The sequence below is a fragment of the Acinetobacter colistiniresistens genome, from assembly GCF_000413935.1.
Taxonomy (GTDB): Bacteria; Pseudomonadota; Gammaproteobacteria; order Pseudomonadales; family Moraxellaceae; genus Acinetobacter; species Acinetobacter colistiniresistens.
The window spans coordinates 230,567-247,375 of sequence record NZ_KE340381.1 but is presented as its reverse complement, the minus strand read 5'-3'; the positions used below and the strand labels follow the sequence as shown (position 1 = coordinate 247,375).

The window sequence follows — 16,809 nt, the reverse complement described above, 5'->3', positions numbered from 1 at the left end:
CTACTTTTATGGCTTAATAAAGTAAAAGAAAACTTCGTTTCCATCGATCTTACAGAAACGGACTTGTTGACCTGTTTTTTCTTTATGTTCGTCAATCAATCTACGAACCAGTGTCTCTAGCACAGTTGAAATATTTGTTGACTGTCTGGCTTTGTTAATTATGCTTCTCACTGCTTCATCACCATTAATATGCTTGTTTAATGATGCCCCTATCCGTGCAATAGTAGCCTCAGCTTCGTCGATCCATTCATCATCAGGTGACACTTCTGCATAATAGAATGTTTGATCGAGGTTAGAGTGGCCCATGAACCAAGATAGCTCATCTAATCCAACTTGATCTGAGAAGTTAAAATACACTACAGCAAATAGTCTTCTAAATTGGTGTGTTGATGGATACCATCTTTTTCCACCGATCAGGGGAGATTCAATCCAGTCCATAAACATATTAATGGAAGCATTAATATAGTCATCGCTTAAAGGGTGTTTAGAGTTTTCCCCGCCATCTTCACGAGCCGCACTTATTGATCTATATGACAATGCACAACCAAATAAAAATAGTTCATTCTCATCTCCTATAAAACCTCGTCTTTCTTCAAGTTCACATACCATTAAAGCGAACTCTAGACCGTAATCGTATATTAAATCAGGGATAGGTCTATGTACTTTTTCTAACTCTAACCTTTCTGAGCTTTTAGGAATTTTCATGACTATGTCAAACAAGCCATCAACTGGGGATTGTACAAAACAATTACGGTTTAAAGTCCGCAATGATGTTGCTCTACCAGCAGAGAAGCTGGCGATCAAAATCCATATTGCAGCTGTGTAAAGTCTGATAGCCATATTAACAGACATGCCATTTCTTAATTCGCTATAGTCAAATTTATTGTCATCTCCTTTTTCCCATGACGTAATAATTAAAGGTTTGAGAGCGTCTGGGATCTTAGTTGTTTTATATACATAATTCTTTATCTCTAGGCTATATTTCCTGCTGGTTGATAAAGCTATACCAAGTTCTTTTATCCTGTTAACTTCGCCTTTAGATAAATCCGAAAGGTACTGACGAAGTGGCTCCCCATAAACGCGTGCAAAATGTAATGCTGAGGAGGTTGTATGAAGGGATAATGAAATTGGCATCAATGGAGTTTTTACTCTATCGATCATTTCATCAAAAATAGTCCTTCCCGAAGAAAACAGTTTCATTGGCGAATACTTAAACTTATATTTTTGGGCAGTTCTTGCAGTAAAAAAGGCTTCCAGTTTAGATATTTCATTAGAGATTGTACTTTGACTTGGAAACAGATCAAAGTCTATGTCAAACTCTCGTGTACATGCATTATTGTATTCTCGCTTATACATCAATTTAGAAGTAAAGCTATCATCTTTTGATTCTAAGTATTTAATTATTTTGTATTTAAGACTTTTAAATTCCCTAGTTGTAAGAGCAAACTCAGTTTTTATTAAAGACCAGTTTATATCGCTCCTTGAGTTCCATTTTATTAATATAAAATTAACTGCTTTCTCAAACAAAGCCCTCTCTACATTAAAAGATAACAAGTAATGTTTCAACTCTTTGAATTTGATTTGCTCTAGGCTTCTAACTAAAGGTTCGCTTTTGGCAATACGAAATTCATTTGCATGGTAGATGAGGTGAATTACAGATATAGCGATATCCGAAATCCTAGTTGGTCTTGTAATTTTACCTGTTGAATCAAGATAAAGAAGACTGTTACGGATATCTATTAATAATGCTTCATTAATTTTGTCAGTCAGATACTCATTATCTGCAATCCTTTGTTTGAATTCAAACTTTTGTGCTTTATTAATGTTTTCCTTGTAGAAGGATAAATTAATACCAACTTTGGATAAGTACCAAGTTTTATCATTTATAGACTCGTTCAACATCCATCGAGGTTTAGGGTAAGAGGAATTAACAATGGTCTCTGGCAAGTCATTAGGGTCTATGCATTCCTTGATAGGGCTTAAACTACTTTTCATTATTTACACACCTAATAACTATTTTTCTCGACATTTAACTGTGCTTTCCTAAGCATATTCTTCATCATTACTGAGGACTCTTGCCCAATCTTATCAAGTACATCTTTACAGTTTTTCTTTAACTTCTCATCTTTACCATCTTTCGCATATTTTATAGCTAGTTGAAGGTTTTGATCAGATACACAAAAATATAGTGGGGTATCTTCCTCATTATCTATACAAGGGTTAGTTAGTTTTTTGTATAAATTACCTCCCATATCTGGATTGTTGAAAACTTGTTTTAGCTGTAATTTAAATTCGGCCTCACTCATATTTAGTGACTCGAAAGGTAATTTATCAGATGAGGTAGCCATAAACAGAAATATCTTCTGAAAGTTTCTTATTTTGAGCCTGTAAATTATCTCAGTTAAATATTTCGGGATGTAACGATTAAGAGTTGTCTTAACAGTATTGCCAAAATATGTCGCAGTCTTGATGGAGTCGCCATTTGATTTTAAATAAATTAAAACACCTTTTGATGTACGTACTTTTTTTAATGTAGCTTCCTGCAAAGTCGTGTTCTGAGGTGAGAGCGTCAAGCAGAACTTATTAAATTTATTTTGGAATGTTTCAGGACATGGAACAGTGACACCGTGACAAGTTAGGCAAACCCATAGATCTCGTATTCCCAAGGTCTCTCTGATTCTTGCTGTCATTTCTAATGCCATTCTTAAGCAAGTAGCTGCATTTATTTCATATGCATCTATATCGGCTAATGATTTATAAGATCCTTCTGCCTTTCTTGAGCGAGCGTTTCTAGCTCGTGGCTTTAAAGCTTTAATTCTTACAGAACCCTCATCATCCACTATAACAAATTCATGGCCGTGACCGTCAGATGATATTTTTACTCTATAAAGCGAGTACGGATTAATCCCTAATTCTTCTGTGATGATGGTTTGCATCGCAGATGCAATACTGCTTGTTAAGCCTAGATATCCAAGGATATCTTCGCTTATAGCGAGACCGTTAATATTATGTTGAGTTTTGCCATTCAGTAGATCATTAAAGTAATGATCGTAATAAGCAGTTAAATTATTTAAGCGTAGTGGATGTGCGCTATTAAAAGGGTTTATCTTTGACTTAGAATTGCTGCCTTTTGTTCTACTTACGAGAAATTGAGGGTGGTTCATGAATTCATCAAACTGGCTTTGCTCTATGATGATATTTTTATTACAAAACTTTTTGTACCCCTGAAAAACAATCTCTTGGGCGTTTTTCACAAGGATACACAAGTTATATGAAAGTTCGCTCTTTAAAGACTCGATAAACTGGGGAGTGTTTATGTATTCATCACGTTTTTTTTCATCATACATGTCCACTTCGCATAAGAGCGGGTTGTTTTTTCGCACCTTTTCCGTATTTGTACACCTACGCAAATTGTCTGGCATTTCAACGTTTTCTGGTAACAGGCTATGTTTAACTAACACATCAAGTGAGTTCTTAACGTTCTGGAATTTACCATAAGCAGTATTTCTTTGATATTCATCAAGCAAGTTACCTCTATATTTTAAAAGCTCACCTTGAATAATTCTGGGATGTTTATACCACTCAATATTAGTTGATGAAATTTGCTCTAAAAATTGAATTAAGGGTCCTCTATGATGTTTCTTATGCTTAAAACTGTTAACGTGCTCTTTTAATCTATTCGCAATTTCTGGAGTGCAGGTGGAGTTTAGTATTTTCTTAAAGTTCTCATCGGCGCTGGATTCATGTGCGAAAAGATTTGATATTTCTTCTGGTATAATTTCTGACTTAATTAGTTTGAATTGAGATTCAGTTGGTAAAGTAAGATAATTATCTAGTTTATTTAATTCTTTCTTGTTAAAAAATTCTGTATTAATTAATCGTTTAATGATCATTATAAGATTATTGATTAAGGCCATACTGCTTTTAAAAGTGTGTCTTTTGCAAAGGTCTATTCGAATATATTGTAGGCTTTTAGCTAGTTCACCTGAATCGTTATTGTTAAGCGGTTCATACAGTATTGCTATGTATCTTTTCATTAAAAATGATAGTTGGGCTTGTCGCTGCTTATTCGACTGAGATATAAAATTAGTAATTAAATAATAAACATCATCATTCAAAATTCCTGATAAGTATTCAAGTCTTAGCACAACAGTAGGTGAGAGGGGGGCATCTTTAGCGTTGTCTACTGTATCTGATTTGGAAAGGTCATAGTTGAACTTGAGAGAAACCTCGAATGGAATTTTCTCAGCCTTACAGGCTTCGTATTGAGATTTAGTGAGAGTACACATGAGGAAAGATAGACTATCGACATTTCCGCCTTTGAAATAGCTCTCATCAATAATGTACTTTATGAGCAAGCAAATCTTTCTATACCTTTCATTTGCATATTTAAATTTATTCTGTTGGCAAAGGTCAGCACGAATGTAAGTAAGGTTAAGAATTAGCTCGTTTATATCATTATTATTGAAAGGTGAATGAATCAGTTCGATGTATCGAATAAAGATAAGGGAAAGCAAGGGTTGCTGATTCGTGCTCTTAGAATCAATCCATTTTCTGACCAACTCACCGACACTAATAAACGTAGATAAAAAAATGAGCCTTTCGTCATGATTTATCACAGCCATTCTCTTTTTGATAGTTTCAACTAGTGAAGATATTCTAGTTTTATATAAAAATTTCAGTTATTACAATAATATTTGCATGATGAAAAGTTGGTTGTAAGGTGACACTTTGATGTGATTCCAAAAGTTGAGAAGGTCTGGGCGGAGTTCCGACCTGCCGATGCAGAGATGGTTCATCTTCCGACGAATTGTCCAGTCTGTGATTCACCTGTTGTGATGCCAGAGGGGGAAGCGTTGGCACGTTGTTCGGGTGGTTTATACTGTGCAGCACAACGGATTGAAGCCATTCGTCACTTTGTTTCGCGTAAAGCTTTGGATATTGAAGGCTTGGGCGATCGTTGGGTGGAATCACTATTACATCTCGATTTACTTAAAGATGTCGCTGATATTTACCATTTACATGAACATCGTGATACTTTATTGAACATCGAGAAAATGGGTGAAAAATCCGTTCAGAACTTGATTGATGCCATCGAAGCAAGTAAGAAAACCACCTTGGCACGTTTTATTTATGGCTTAGGTATTCGTGGTGTAGGTGAAACTACAGCACGCATGTTAGCCAATACTTTCCAAACTTTGGATGCTTTGAAAGCTGCAGATGTTGAAGCACTTAAGAAAACGCCTGATGTCGGTGATATTACAGCAGAATGGATTGCTGACTTTTTCCAAGCACCACATAACATTGAAGTACTCGATCGTTTATTGGCAGCAGGAATTCATTGGGATGCACCGACAGCTCCAACACGTCAACCATTGAATGGTGAAAGCTGGGTAGTGACAGGTACACTGGAAAGTATGGGGCGTGATGAGGCGACACAAAAGTTACAAGCTTTGGGTGCACGTGTCAGTGGTAGTGTTTCCAGTAAAACCAAATGTGTGGTGGCTGGTGAGAAAGCAGGAAGCAAGTTGGATAAAGCGCAGAAACTGGACATTCGGGTGATGAATGAACAAGAGTTTTTAGAGTTCTTGGCGCAGTACGGAGGTGTTGAATGAGTATTAAAGCATTGAAAGCCCATTTGGTCACAAAACCTGAAAAAGAATTGCTTCAAGAAATTGTTAAACTATATCAACAGTTTTCAGTAGTCAGAGATTTTTATGATTCACAGATAAGTGCAGAGGGGGCAAATGACGTACTCTCTAAATATAAAAAAATAATTCAGGATGAATTTTTGCCCAAACATGGATTTGGCGATGCAAGGTTATCTGTCGCACGAAAAGCGGTTATGGACTTTAAAAAACTCAATGGATTAAATATACATCTAGTTGATCTTGCAATCTATTATGTTGAAACTGGAGTAAAATTTACCAACATGTATGGTGATATCAATGAGCCATTTTATAATAGTATGGAGTCAATGTTTGCTCAGGCAATGAAATGGATGAAGCAGCTCAATGTAGAAAGTCAATTTCAACAAAGAGCAGCAAAAATTTGTCACGATACAGATAGTATTGGCTGGGGGTTTCATGATGGTCTATGTGAAATTTATAGTGATTATTTTGATGATTAATACTTGACAGTATAAGAAAAAAGCCTATTCAAACCGATGTGGTTGAATAGGCTTTTTATTGTTAAATGTATTTTTTCACAATCCCATCATCAAGCAATTGCTGGAAATGTTCACATACACTTTCACGAATATCGTGATATTGAATACCTAGCTCATTCACACTACGTTGTGAATTAAAGTAGATTGGATAACCCATATTCAGTTTTACAAATTGACGGGAATGCCCAAATATGGGTGCAACTAAAGAAAATGCTGTCTTAGGCACAGTAAAATGTGGGAAAGGGTATCTGTAGCCAAACTTTTTCGTTAATGCCTGGCCCATTTCTAGTAGGCTTAATGTGCCACCACAAATGATATAGCGACCTTGTGCTTTAGGATTGAGTGCCGCAGCAACATGTGCATCGGCAACGTCACGAACATCAACAATACCATTCCACATTGGTGGTACACCAAACAGAGTGGTACCATTGCCAAACTGTTGTAGTACTTCAATACTGCCGGATTGACTTGCATCAGTGAGTGATGGTCCCATCACTAGTGCAGGGTTGATACAGACAAGACTCCAGCGATTTTGTTGCTCTGCCATTTCCCAGGCTTTACGTTCTGCGGCAACTTTCGAGTAGGGGTATGGTTGATGGGTTTCACTGCTGGTATCGTTCCAGTTGCTTTCATCAAACTCATTATTCGCGGTATTTTGAATCTCAATCGCATCGCCATAGGTTGAGGCAATGCTTGAAGTGAGAACCACACGTTTGACTGATTCTGTACGATTTACACTATCTAAGACATTTTCTGTGCCTTTCACTGCAGGTTCAATAATGTCTTTGACGGCATCTTTATAGTTAGTGACTACAAAAGGTGATGCAGTATGAATAACAACTTCACAACCTTGCATAGCTTCATCAAAGGAATTTGGTTCGAGTAAATCTGCTTGGTAAAACTGGATTTGTCCTGATGATTTATCTGCTAGATCATACAGGTGCTGAATTTTATTTTTCTTAGATGGATCTCGAACCGTGGCATGAACGCTATAACCCTGATTCAACAGGCGTTCGATAATCCAGCTCGCAATATAACCCGTTGCACCCGTGACCAGAATTGGCTTACTTTTATCCATTTTATTTCCGCATTGTGTTTTTGTGATTGATGTTATTTACCGAATTTTGTATAAACAAACAACAGCCGAGCAGTCATTTTTTAATCTTTTTTGATCAAAATTGCAGTGGAATAAGAAGCATTGCGAATCGTTACAAAAAATCAAACAAATGATTTTCAATAAGATTATCTATTTTAAAAGGTTAAAATGATATGCAAATGCTTCTTTTATTTAGATAAATTAGGCGAATTAAAACTGTAAATGCGTATGTTTCTCATTTTAATTTGATAAAAATCATAAACTTACACAATTTAATTTTGCAAATATGATTTAAGTTCACCATAATATTATTATTCGATAGGAGTAAATATTATGCGTGGCAATCCAGAAGTCATCGACTATTTAAATATGCTCATTGGCGGTGAATTGGCTGCTCGTGATCAATATTTAATTCATTCAAGAATGTACGAAGATTGGGGCTTAAGTAAAATTTGTGAGCGTATTGATCATGAAATGCAAGAAGAAGCTTCACATGCTGATTCAATCATTCGCCGTGTTTTATTTTTGGGCGCTCAACCGAATATGAATCGTGAAGATATTAATGTGGGTACAGATGTCGTAAGTTGTTTAAAAGCTGATTTAGCACTTGAATATCATGTGCGTGAAAAACTAGCGACAGGCATTAAGCTTTGTGAAGATAAAGGTGATTACATTAGTCGTGATATGTTGCGTCAGCAGCTTTCGGACACAGAAGAAGATCATACGTATTGGTTAGAAAAACAATTGCGTTTAATTGAATTAATTGGTTTGCAAAATTATATTCAATCGCAAATTTAAGATTTTCGAATAAATAAAAAACTCAGCACCTGCTGAGTTTTTTATTTATGAATTATTTTTTAGTTTGGGCTTCTTTTAAATCTTTTAATACTTGATCAGCATGCGTTTGCGTATTCACACTCGTGTAGTGATACATAATTGCACCTTGAGGATTAATCAAGAAACTCTCACGTTTAGCAATTTTTGTAATCCCGAGGTTTCTAACAATGCCAAATTTTCCAGCAAGTTCGCCTTTTTCATCTGCCAAGATTGGGAACGGTAAACCGAGCTTTTGTGAAAACTTCTGGTGTGATGCAACATCATCCAAGCTGACACCCAATACTACTGCATTCGATTTTAAGAATTGAGGATAAAGTGATTTAAACTGATTAGCCTCTTGTGTACAGCCAGCAGTGTCATCTTTAGGGTAGAAATAAAGTACAATCCACTTGCCTTTGTATTGGTTCAAAGTGTGCCATTTGCCACTTTGATCTTGCAGTTTAAAATCTGGTGCAGACTGTCCAACCCATTCTTTTTGAGCTGTATTTTGCTTAGAAAAAATAGAAGTTTGCGCTGTACTAAGGCTAGGGATACCAAGTAAGAAAAACGTACTGCATAAAATAATAACTTTGGACTTTATCGTATTCATCATATTGATCTCAAAGTGTAATAGACTCTACTTTAGCAAATTTCGAAATCATATGGGTTAGAAAATTCTTTAAAGAATTTTGATCCGTTTTATGGTGTCTTTTGAGCAAAGCATCATGAAAGGGATTGATTAGGAAAATAATGACTCGTATAAATCGGAGATTATACTGCATTGAAGTTTTTGGAGATGAGCAAGCACGTGACCTATAAGATTCTACTCATTACTGGATGGGGCGGTGGTGCTGAATTATTAAAACCTTTACATGAGGCTTTAGAACAAAAGGGACATAGTGTTGAGCGGCTTAATATCTTTAATGCGCTGGATGGTGACATCTTGCAACAGCATGTTGAACTTGCGGTTAAATATGATGTAATTATCGGATGGTCGCTTGGCGGACAACTGGCAACAATCTTGGTCAATCAAATACAACAACAATATGCTGAACAGAAAGTTTTAATCACTTTAGCATCGAATCCATGTTTTGTTGCTCAAGCAGATTGGATGACTGCCATGCCTGTTGAAACTTTTATGCAATTTAAACAATCATTTGAACAGGATGCCATTACTACGCTAAAACGGTTTGGCTTATTGGTCTGTCAAGGTACAAGTTCGGCAAAAAAAGACTTCGTGGCTATGCAGAAATTGATTCGTCCACAACCAATTGCTTTGCTTCGGGATGGGTTGCAGTTGCTGGAGCAATTAAATCTGGTTGAAATGTATAAAAATTATCAGGGTAAGCAGTTGCATGTCTTTGCCGAGTATGATGCTTTAGTTCCTTACCAAGTTATGCAAAAAACTAAAGATTTAGCTGCAAATAATTCATCTATCGTTTCTGTTGAAGGAGCTTCACATGGTTTTCCATGCTTTATGGTGGAGCAGACTGTGCAAATAATTGAAGATTTTATTCAATAGACGGTTTAATCTTGCTTGAATTGAGAGTTCTCGCAATATATTTTAGGTTCTGACAAGTTTAAGATAAAACCTATTTTATAGATCTAACGGAATCGTGCCGAGTACTCATCCATTTTCAGGATATGCCTTCGGCGACCTACCTTACGAAACGATGTTTCTCATTTCGGGAAAAGTAGGCAAAACCATTTGTCATCTGCAAAACCTGTTCACTTCTTTCACTTTTTCTTTTGATCTAGTGTACTAAGCCTTGTATCTTGTTTATATCACGCAGGTTGCAGATGACATTTCCGAGTATCGAAAAGTGTGATTAGGCTGATGGAAAATTTTGAAATAGCAGCAAATGAGGTAGAGGATGACCGATTTATTTGATTTAGAACATATATGGCATCCCTATACTTCGATGTTAAATCCATTGCCAACTTTTAAAGTGAAACGTGCCTATGGCGCAACCATTGAATTAGAAGATGGGCGAACTTTGGTTGATGGCATGTCGTCATGGTGGTGTGCGATTCATGGCTATAACCATCCAGAACTAAACAAGGCAGTTGCTGACCAATTGCAAAACATGGCGCATATCATGTTTGGCGGTCTGACCCATGACCCTGCAATTGAATTAGGTAAATTACTATTAAAAATTACGCCATCGAGTTTGGATAAGATTTTCTACGCAGATTCAGGTTCTGTTTCGGTTGAAGTGGCTTTAAAAATGGCAGTGCAGTATTGGGCTGCATTGCATCTACCTGAGAAAACCAACTTTATTACCACCCGTTCTGGCTATCATGGCGATACATGGAATGCGATGTCGGTGTGTGATCCTGTCACCGGAATGCATCAGATTTTTGGTAGCAGTTTACCGAATCGAATCTTTGTACCCGCGCCACAAAGCCGCTTCGATGGTGAATGGGATCCACAAGATGTTCAGGAGCTCAAACAGCAGATTGAACAGCATCATCACACTATTGCCGCCCTGATTATTGAGCCAATTGTTCAGGGTGCAGCTGGGATGCGTTTTTATCATCCTGAATATTTACGTCAGGCCAAAGCTTTATGTAAGCAATACAATTTATTGCTGATCTTTGATGAGATTGCTACGGGTTTTGGACGTACAGGTAAAATGTTTGCTTGGGAACATGCCCAAGTTGAACCCGACATTATGTGTATTGGTAAGGGCTTAACAGGCGGCTATATGACACTGTCTGCCACCTTAACAACTAAGCGGGTAGCTGAAACCATTAGTCACGGTGAAGCGGGCGTGTTTATGCATGGCCCGACCTTTATGGCGAATCCATTGGCCTGTGCAGTTGCTTTAAGAAGTACCCAAGTATTGGTAGAACAGGATTGGCCAGCCAATATTCAACGTATTGAAAAGATTCTTGTTGAGCAATTAAGTGATTTAGCACAGCTTGATCACGTTGCTGATGTACGTGTTCTAGGTGCGATTGGGGTGGTTGAATTAACCTTTAATGTTGATATGAAAACCTTGCAGCAGCAGTTTGTTGAACGGGGTATTTGGGTACGACCCTTTGGTAAATTGGTCTATGTAATGCCGCCGTATGTGATCACAAATGACGAACTCCATTATTTATTAGCAGAGATGAGTGAAGTGGTAAAAAATATGCAAGGAGCAAATGCCAATGTCCTTGCTTGATCATTATGCCGAGCAGCTTGACCAGCTCAAACAGCAAGGTAATTTTCGCCAATTTACTTCAAATCAACAGCAAGGACGATGGATTACTATTCAAGATCGAACCATGTTGAATTTGGCATCCAATGATTATTTAGGTTTAGCCGCTGATTTAAGTTTAAGAGAAGAATTTCTTGATACTTTGCAAATCGACCGTGCACTGTTTAGCTCATCTTCTTCACGCTTACTGACGGGTAATTTTGCAGAATATGAACAATTTGAAAATAGCCTAAGCATAGCCTTTGGTCGAGCTGCCTTACTCTTTAATAGTGGCTACCACATGAATATCGGTATTTTGCCAGCCTTATGTGATAGCAAAACCGTGATTCTGGCCGATAAATTAGTGCATGCCAGTATGATTGATGGCATTCGATTATCGAATGCTCAATATGTGCGTTATCGCCATAATGATTTGCAGCATCTGGAACAGTTATTGCAAAAGTATCATCAAGATGAACAAGTTGAACGCATTATTGTGGTGACTGAAAGTATTTTTAGTATGGATGGCGACGAAACGGATTTAGCTGCATTGGCGCAGTTAAAGCAGCGCTTTGCCAAAACCATGTTGTATGTCGATGAAGCACATGCGATTGGGGTTAGGGGAGAGCAAGGTTTGGGTTGTGCTGAACAATATGGCGTATTGGATCAGATTGATTTCTTGGTGGGAACCTTTGGCAAAGCAATTGCCTCAGTGGGCGGTTATATCATTTGTGATTCGATTATCCGTGATTATCTGATCAATAAAATGCGTCCATTGATTTTTAGTACCGCATTGCCACCGATCTCAATGGCATGGTCCGATTTTATTCTTAATAAAGTATTGAGGATGCAGCAACAGCGTCAGCACTTGGCCGAGATCAGTCAGTATTTACAGCAAGCGGTAATTGCAAAAGGTTTTTCAAGCCCATCGAGCAGTCATATCATTCCAGTTATCGTAGGTGAAAGCCAAGCGGCCATTGAAAAAGCACGCTATGTACAACAACAAGGTTTTTATGCTATGCCAGTACGCCCACCAACAGTGCCACAAAATAGTTCACGCCTGCGAATTTCATTAACCTCTTTGGTGCAAAAAAATGAATTGCAACAACTAGTGGAGTATTTGTGAGTATTAATAAAGCACTGGTTGCCCAACGTTTTGCCAAAGCAGGGCAAAGCTATGTCGAGCATGCTGTGGTACAGAAACAGATTAGTGCACAATTATTTAAATACCTTAAAGTGTATTGTCCGCAGAACTTAGCCTCTGTGCTTGAGATTGGCTGCGGTTCGGGTAATTTAACTCACTTATTTCATTCTTATTTTCAAGTTGATCAACTATTTTTAAATGATCTTTATGAGGATGTCTATCAGCATTTTTCAACGATTGAAAATATAGCTTGGTTGATCGGAGATATTGAGCAACTGCATTTACCGCAGTCCTTAGATGCAGTGATTTCTAGTTCAGCATTACAGTGGATGACTGATCTACCTACGTTATTGCACCGAATTCATGATGCTTTAAAACCCAATGCATATTTCGGTTTTTCCACTTTTGGGTCAGATAATCTCACTGAAATTAAGCAGTTGACAGGACAAGGCTTAAATTATATTAGCCTAGAGTTTTTAAAACGACAGCTTGAACAGCAAAACTTTGAAGTGCTGTTCATTGAGCAAGAAGTGAAGCAGATTTATTTTGATCATCCAAAATCGGTATTGCAGCATTTAAAAGCGACAGGCGTGACCGCAACAGCAAAATCGCATCGTTGGAATAAGCAATCGTTGCAGCAGTTTTATTTAGATTATCAACAGTTTTATGGTGAGCAGGGTTTTAGCCTGACTTATCACCCGATCTATGTGATTGCGCGGAGAATAGCATGAGTGCAGCAATTTATTTTGTCAGCGGTATTGATACTGAAATTGGTAAAACTTATGCCACAGGTTATCTTGCCAAACTTTGGACCGAACAAGGGCAGCGTGTTATCACCCAGAAATTAGTACAAACGGGTAATGTCGATGTGTCTGAAGACATCGAAAAACACCGTGAAATTATGGGAAGTGGTTGGTTTCAGGAAGATCATGAAAAATTGACCATGCCTGAAATTTTTAGCTATCCTGCCTCGCCACATTTAGCTACACGTTTGGATGGGCGTGAGTTAGATTTTGCCAAGATCGAAGCTTCAACTAAAGAGCTAGCTCAGCGTTTTGATGTGGTGCTATTAGAGGGTGCGGGCGGTTTAATGGTGCCTTTAACCACAGAGTTATTGACCATTGATTATATTGCTCAACATCAATTTCCTGTGATTTTGGTGACTTCTGGACGTTTGGGAAGCATTAACCACACATTGTTGAGTTTAGAAGCTTTAAAACATCGTGGTTTGAGTTTGCATGCTTTGGTATATAACTTAAAAGATGAATCGAAAGATCCACTTATTTCTAAAGATACAGCGGATTATTTAAAAGCTTATTTGGCAAAGCATTTTCCTGATGCTCAATGGATTGATTTGGAAAAGTTTTTAAATGGAAAAATTATTTAAAGAACTGATTAGTGAAATAAAAAAAGATTGGACAATTCCAAAATATATAGAGGCTGTCTCTCGCGACCTACTTTTTAGGTGCCAATTTTTTCATGGTTTTATCGGGATAGAAGAGCTTCTTATTGATTTACCAAAAGAGTTTGCTGAGTTTTACAAATTAGCAAATGGAGCTTATCTATTTGAAGATATTGTGTATGGTCAATGGGGATTGCAATTGTTGGATGCTTTTTTAATTCAACAGAAAACACGAGATTTCATAGAAGGAAATAGTGGTTATTTAAAAGGGGATTTAATTATTGGTGAGTTTTTGGGTGATAGTGATCTTTTATTATTAAGAACTGATCCATCAAAAAATGATTATGGTTCTATGATGATTGTAAGGCCATTAGATAGCAGAAATAATTGGAATAATCTTGAAATAAATTTCTATAGTTTTATTACAGAGTATGTAAGTAAATTAGGTCAAAAATTTTGGGAATAAGAGAGAGGGATTATTCGTGGATAACAAATACTATCTAGTCAGTTCAGTATTTTTATTGAGTTCATCGCTTTCAGTAGTACATGCTGCTATACCGTCAGATAAGACTATCATTAGTTGGATCACTAATTTACAAGATTCAAATGCGAATCCTCAGCAAGCCATTCAGATTGATCACACGGAAAAAGTAAAATTAATTTCTGGCGAAGAAGCTTATTTGTCTGGTGTTAGTTTTGAAAATGCTGGGCGTAACTTTTGGGCGGGTTATGTATTGACTCGACCAAAGCTCAAACAAGCAAAAATTTTAAAAGAGTTTGGTGGTCAATCGAATACATTTAAAGTTCATCCAACGATGTATAAAGGTAAATCGATCGAACTGGTTGAAATCGAAAGTGCTGGTTCGGGACAAGGAACTGTTGAAGCTACTAAAAGTTTAGTTTATTTGAGCCAATGGAATGCCAAGTTGATTACTGAAGTTCAAGAGTCTTCTAATGCTGGTCGCTATGACGAAAAACTTGATGCAGAGGATTGTCGTACTGGATCAGATAATACGGGTTATTTAAACGTGATGCCGTATTCGCCTTACGTTGTGAAAACGACGGTGACAGGAAATGCTTGTAATGACAAGCCTAAAGGATACAAAGTAAATAGTTTGGTTCTCCCAATCGTCATTAGTGAAATTAAATAAAAAAAGCTAACAAGCGGACTTGTTAGCACAGGAGGAACTTAGAATTGTGAAGCCTAATAGTTAGTGTTTATTTTTCTAGTTATTACTCACGATTCCTATTTTAGTGACTTTGCTTTGCTGAGCTAATGCCATCACCATAGCAATATTTTTATATTCGGCTTGAGGATCAGGTTTAAACTTGATCTGATCCTGATCAGCTTTTTGCGCAACAGATTCAAACAAAACCTTCAATGCTTGGCGATCATCAACAGCTTGATCGTTCCAGAAAATACGACCTTGTGCATCGACTCTTAAGTTGATGGTTTCAGGTGGTTTCTGATCGGTTGGTGGCGGTGGTGCGCCATTAGGTAAATTGATATTAATGGCATTGTTTGGGATTGGAATTGTGATGATGAACATAATCAATAACACCAGCATGACATCAATTAAAGGTGTCATGTTGACATCGAGCATCACATCATCTTCGCCACTTTTTGGTCCGACATTCATACCCATGACTAACTCCTTATCGTCTGATTAAGGTGAACTAGGCGGGGTAGTGACAAATGCGATTTTGCCAATACCCGCTTGTTGGGTGGTGCTAATTACCTGATCAATTGCAGCGTAGTGTGTCAATTGATCACCACGAATATGAACTTCAGGTTGCGGGCGCTTTTGTGCCTCAACTTGTAAACGAGCAAGTAAAGTTTCTTTATTTGCAACGTATTGTTCATTCCAAAAAATATCGCCAGTTTTGTTGACTGAAAGTTGAATATTTTGAGGGGTGGTGGCGTAAGGTGTGTTCTTTTCTTCAGGTAACTTTACAGGAACCGTATGTGTGACCACTGGAACAGTGATTAAAAAGATAATCAAAAGCACCAGCATGATGTCCACAAGCGGAGTGGTGTTAATCGTGCCGATCACATCATCATCACTTTGATCTGAATTTATCATCATGCCCATAATCGTATTCCTTATTTAGAATCACGATTGACAGGATTGCTGCGTAATTCGCCACTGAGTAAAACTGCATGTAAGTCAGAGCCAAATGAACGGACATTGTCCATGACAGCTTTATTGCGACGGGTTAACCAGTTATAACCAAGTACAGCTGGAACAGCGACTGCAAGGCCAATTGCGGTCATAATCAGTGCTTCACCTACAGGCCCAGCAACTTTATCAATTGATGCTTGTCCTGAAATGCCGATCGCAGTCAATGCGTGATAAATTCCCCAAACTGTTCCAAATAAGCCAACGAAAGGTGCAGTTGAACCCACTGTTGCAAGGAATGCCAAGCCGTTACCTAAATGGCTTTGTACTTTATCAATCGCACGTTGAATCGAAATCGTTACCCATGTGTTGAAATCAATGCGTTCTAATAAGGTGCCATCATGATGTTTGGTTGAGTGAATACCTTTTTCAGCGATGTAGCGATACGTGCTGCTAGGGTCTAAGCTTTCTTTTGCGCTATTTAACGTATCTGCTTCCCAAAAGTTACGTTCAGCTTCAGTACCATGGCGTTTGATTTTGCTTTGCTGAAATAGTTTTGAAAGGATGATGTACCACGTACCAATTGACATTAAAACAAGGATGAATAAGGTTGTTTTTGCAACGAGATCACCCTCACGCCATAAAGCTTCTAAGCCATAAGGGTTATGCACTTTTTCTTCAGTCGCAGGAAGAGGTGGTGGTGTTGGTGATGATTGTGTTGTTGCATCAGTCGCGACCGTAGTTACAGCTGTGGGTTGAGTGGTTTCTTCAGCCCAAACAGAACTAATTGGAAGCAAGGTGCTGGTTGAGATAAGACCAATCGCAGCAAATCGAGAGATTGTTTTTACAGTTGTATTCATTTTAAATTCTCCAAAAA

At 37.7% G+C, this 16,809-nt stretch carries 16 protein-coding genes and 1 pseudogene; 10 read left to right on the top strand and 7 right to left on the bottom strand.

Annotation, left to right across the window (positions count from 1 at the left end; all coding sequences use genetic code 11):
- Nucleotides 1-6 precede the first annotated feature (6 nt).
- Entirely contained in the window at nt 7-1,995 is a 1,989-nt protein-coding gene (locus F907_RS04285) for a hypothetical protein (RefSeq protein WP_016652903.1), read from the bottom strand.
- Nucleotides 1,996-2,006: 11 nt separating this feature from the next.
- Nucleotides 2,007-4,625, bottom strand: coding sequence for a hypothetical protein (locus tag F907_RS04290; RefSeq protein ID WP_016652902.1), 2,619 nt, complete (start codon nt 4,623-4,625; stop codon nt 2,007-2,009).
- Between the two features lie 108 nt (nt 4,626-4,733).
- Here F907_RS04290 and F907_RS04295 point away from each other — a divergent pair.
- Nucleotides 4,734-5,615: pseudogene (locus tag F907_RS04295) on the top strand (helix-hairpin-helix domain-containing protein); the annotation flags it as partial.
- A complete protein-coding gene (locus F907_RS04300) occupies nt 5,612-6,130 on the top strand; it encodes a DUF6155 family protein (RefSeq protein WP_016652900.1) in 519 nt (172 codons plus the stop codon). The pseudogene F907_RS04295 and the gene F907_RS04300, both read left to right, overlap by 4 nt.
- 61 nt (nt 6,131-6,191) lie before the next feature.
- Here F907_RS04300 and F907_RS04305 read toward each other — a convergent pair whose 3' ends face one another.
- On the bottom strand, nt 6,192-7,247 hold the full coding sequence (locus F907_RS04305) for an SDR family oxidoreductase (protein WP_016652899.1): 1,056 nt from the start codon (nt 7,245-7,247) through the stop codon (nt 6,192-6,194).
- Nucleotides 7,248-7,598: 351 nt separating this feature from the next.
- Between F907_RS04305 and ftn the strand changes: the two genes are divergently transcribed.
- Nucleotides 7,599-8,063: a heteropolymeric bacterioferritin subunit Ftn gene (gene ftn / locus F907_RS04310; RefSeq protein ID WP_016652898.1), complete on the top strand. Its 465-nt coding sequence runs from the start codon at nt 7,599-7,601 to the stop codon at nt 8,061-8,063.
- 52 nt (nt 8,064-8,115) lie between these two features.
- Here the strand turns inward: ftn and F907_RS04315 are convergent, their stop codons facing one another.
- Nucleotides 8,116-8,694, bottom strand: coding sequence for a peroxiredoxin (locus F907_RS04315; protein WP_016652897.1), 579 nt, complete (start codon nt 8,692-8,694; stop codon nt 8,116-8,118).
- A gap of 195 nt (nt 8,695-8,889) precedes the next feature.
- On the opposite strand from F907_RS04315, the gene F907_RS04320 reads away from it, so the two are divergent.
- The 7 genes from F907_RS04320 (at nt 8,890) to F907_RS04350 (ending at nt 14,963) form a co-directional block, all read left to right on the top strand.
- Entirely contained in the window at nt 8,890-9,603 is a 714-nt protein-coding gene (locus F907_RS04320) for an alpha/beta hydrolase family protein (RefSeq protein ID WP_032862337.1), read from the top strand.
- A 352-nt stretch (nt 9,604-9,955) separates the two neighbouring features.
- The gene (gene bioA, locus F907_RS04325) at nt 9,956-11,251 is read left to right on the top strand and encodes an adenosylmethionine--8-amino-7-oxononanoate transaminase (RefSeq protein ID WP_016652895.1); all 1,296 of its coding nucleotides are present in this window, start codon (nt 9,956-9,958) and stop codon (nt 11,249-11,251) included.
- On the top strand, nt 11,238-12,392 hold the full coding sequence (locus F907_RS04330) for an 8-amino-7-oxononanoate synthase (protein WP_016652894.1): 1,155 nt from the start codon (nt 11,238-11,240) through the stop codon (nt 12,390-12,392). The genes bioA and F907_RS04330 overlap by 14 nt, the downstream gene beginning before the upstream one ends.
- Complete coding sequence (gene bioC / locus F907_RS04335) at nt 12,389-13,141, top strand: malonyl-ACP O-methyltransferase BioC (RefSeq protein WP_016652893.1); 753 nt, start codon at nt 12,389-12,391, stop codon at nt 13,139-13,141. The genes F907_RS04330 and bioC overlap by 4 nt, the downstream gene beginning before the upstream one ends.
- Nucleotides 13,138-13,797: a dethiobiotin synthase gene (gene bioD / locus F907_RS04340; RefSeq protein ID WP_016652892.1), complete on the top strand. Its 660-nt coding sequence runs from the start codon at nt 13,138-13,140 to the stop codon at nt 13,795-13,797. Before bioC ends, bioD begins: the two co-directional genes overlap by 4 nt.
- On the top strand, nt 13,781-14,278 hold the full coding sequence (locus F907_RS04345; RefSeq protein WP_016652891.1) for an SMI1/KNR4 family protein: 498 nt from the start codon (nt 13,781-13,783) through the stop codon (nt 14,276-14,278). The genes bioD and F907_RS04345 overlap by 17 nt, the downstream gene beginning before the upstream one ends.
- Nucleotides 14,279-14,294: 16 nt before the next feature.
- Nucleotides 14,295-14,963, top strand: coding sequence for a hypothetical protein (locus F907_RS04350; RefSeq protein ID WP_016652890.1), 669 nt, complete (start codon nt 14,295-14,297; stop codon nt 14,961-14,963).
- 75 nt (nt 14,964-15,038) lie between these two features.
- Here F907_RS04350 and F907_RS04355 read toward each other — a convergent pair whose 3' ends face one another.
- Genes F907_RS04355 through F907_RS04365 form a run of 3 tightly spaced genes read right to left on the bottom strand, consistent with a single transcriptional unit; the run spans nt 15,039 to nt 16,792 of the window.
- Nucleotides 15,039-15,458, bottom strand: coding sequence for an ExbD/TolR family protein (locus F907_RS04355; RefSeq protein WP_016652889.1), 420 nt, complete (start codon nt 15,456-15,458; stop codon nt 15,039-15,041).
- A 21-nt stretch (nt 15,459-15,479) separates the two neighbouring features.
- Nucleotides 15,480-15,905, bottom strand: a complete 426-nt coding sequence (locus tag F907_RS04360) for an ExbD/TolR family protein (RefSeq protein ID WP_004914066.1) — start codon at nt 15,903-15,905, stop codon at nt 15,480-15,482.
- An 11-nt stretch (nt 15,906-15,916) separates the two neighbouring features.
- The gene (locus F907_RS04365; RefSeq protein WP_016652888.1) at nt 15,917-16,792 is read right to left on the bottom strand and encodes a MotA/TolQ/ExbB proton channel family protein; all 876 of its coding nucleotides are present in this window, start codon (nt 16,790-16,792) and stop codon (nt 15,917-15,919) included.
- Nucleotides 16,793-16,809 lie beyond the last annotated feature (17 nt).